Annotated in this window: 2 protein-coding genes and 1 tRNA gene; all 3 read right to left on the minus strand. The window is 27.6% G+C overall.

The window, feature by feature from the left end:
- Window positions 1–380 precede the first annotated feature (380 nt).
- On the minus strand, window positions 381–581 hold the full coding sequence (locus CAMP5060_RS08090; RefSeq protein WP_250325029.1) for a class I SAM-dependent methyltransferase: 201 nt from the start codon (window positions 579–581) through the stop codon (window positions 381–383).
- A gap of 110 nt (window positions 582–691) precedes the next feature.
- Entirely contained in the window at window positions 692–910 is a 219-nt protein-coding gene (locus tag CAMP5060_RS08095; RefSeq protein WP_214100914.1) for a hypothetical protein, read from the minus strand.
- Window positions 911–1,037: 127 nt separating this feature from the next.
- Window positions 1,038–1,113, minus strand: a tRNA-Glu gene (locus CAMP5060_RS08100).
- Between the last annotated feature and the right edge of the window lie 5 nt (window positions 1,114–1,118).

Genomic DNA, 1,118 nt, shown 5'->3' on the forward strand with positions numbered 1-1,118 from the left:
GAAAAAAAAGGGGAGGGGATGTTTGACAGAGAAAGAAAGATAGAGGTTGTATTATGATATGTAATATATAGGTTTGATATTGAAAAGTTGAAGGGGATAGATATATAATATAAGTATTAGAGTTTAGCAAAAAAAGGATTGGGATATTGGTTGATAGTATGTGGTAGTTATAATAGCAAGGAGAGTAAGATAAAGGTTTGTTAAAACCTTTAGTGTAAAAATTATTTTTACCCTATGTAGATGAAGTGCTGTATACTTTCTTCAAAATTATATAAATTTATCAACTCATAATCTCCCCAAAACAATGGTTTAAAAGGTTTAAATTTTTCTTTTAGCTCTTCAATCGTATTTGTAAAAATTTATATAAGTAGATTCGCCATTTAATCTTGGACTAGATTTTCTTCTACTAAACCATTATCTTTAACATCTCCTGCAACAAATTCCTGATAAGCTTTAGAGCTAATCATTGTCGCGAAAATTATTGCACCATCATTGCATAAATCATAAAATTCTTCAATAGTTTTTTGAAAGTCTTTGTTTGGTAGATAATATAAACTTTGATTTGCAAAAATAAAATCCATTTTTACATCAAATAAATTTTTAAAGCTAGAGTTAGGTGTAATTACGTGAAAATTATTTTCATTTATCCTAGAATCTTTTTTCTAGGTATTTTTTAAACTAGAAACAATATCTATACCATAAGTCTTAATACCCCCCCCCCTGTTACATCTTGAAAATACTTAGAATGCACTCCATTCCCACAACCAAAATCAAGTAAATTTCCATTTGTTTTACTTAATTTGTATTTTAAGATTCTCTCATAAAATCTTATAACATGTCCATCGGGATATTGCAAGCCATATCCTTCATTGTCATATTTTTTAGTATATCCTGATAATGGATTATCCATTATTTCTCCTTTAAATTTAAGATACAATTTCATTATACAATAAAATAAAAATATTATAATGATTTTTAATTCTTCTTTTAGAAAAGTAATAAAATATATTAAAAATACAAATGCTAATTTAATTTTATGGCGACCCCTAGAGGATTTGAACCTCTGTTATCACACAGAGAGAGTGACGTCCTGAGCCACTAGACGAAAGGGTCAATAA

It is taken from the genome of Campylobacter sp. 1569, from assembly GCF_024723675.1.
In the GTDB taxonomy this organism is placed as follows: domain Bacteria; phylum Campylobacterota; class Campylobacteria; order Campylobacterales; family Campylobacteraceae; genus Campylobacter_D; species Campylobacter_D jejuni_C.

Bases quoted from the DNA above. Each gene is read 5' to 3' on its own strand.
- CAMP5060_RS08090 (WP_250325029.1), bottom strand. From the start codon at position 581: ATGGATTTTATTTTTGCAAATCAAAGTTTATATTATCTACCAAACAAA.
- CAMP5060_RS08095 (WP_214100914.1), bottom strand. From the start codon at position 910: ATGGATAATCCATTATCAGGATATACTAAAAAATATGACAATGAAGGA.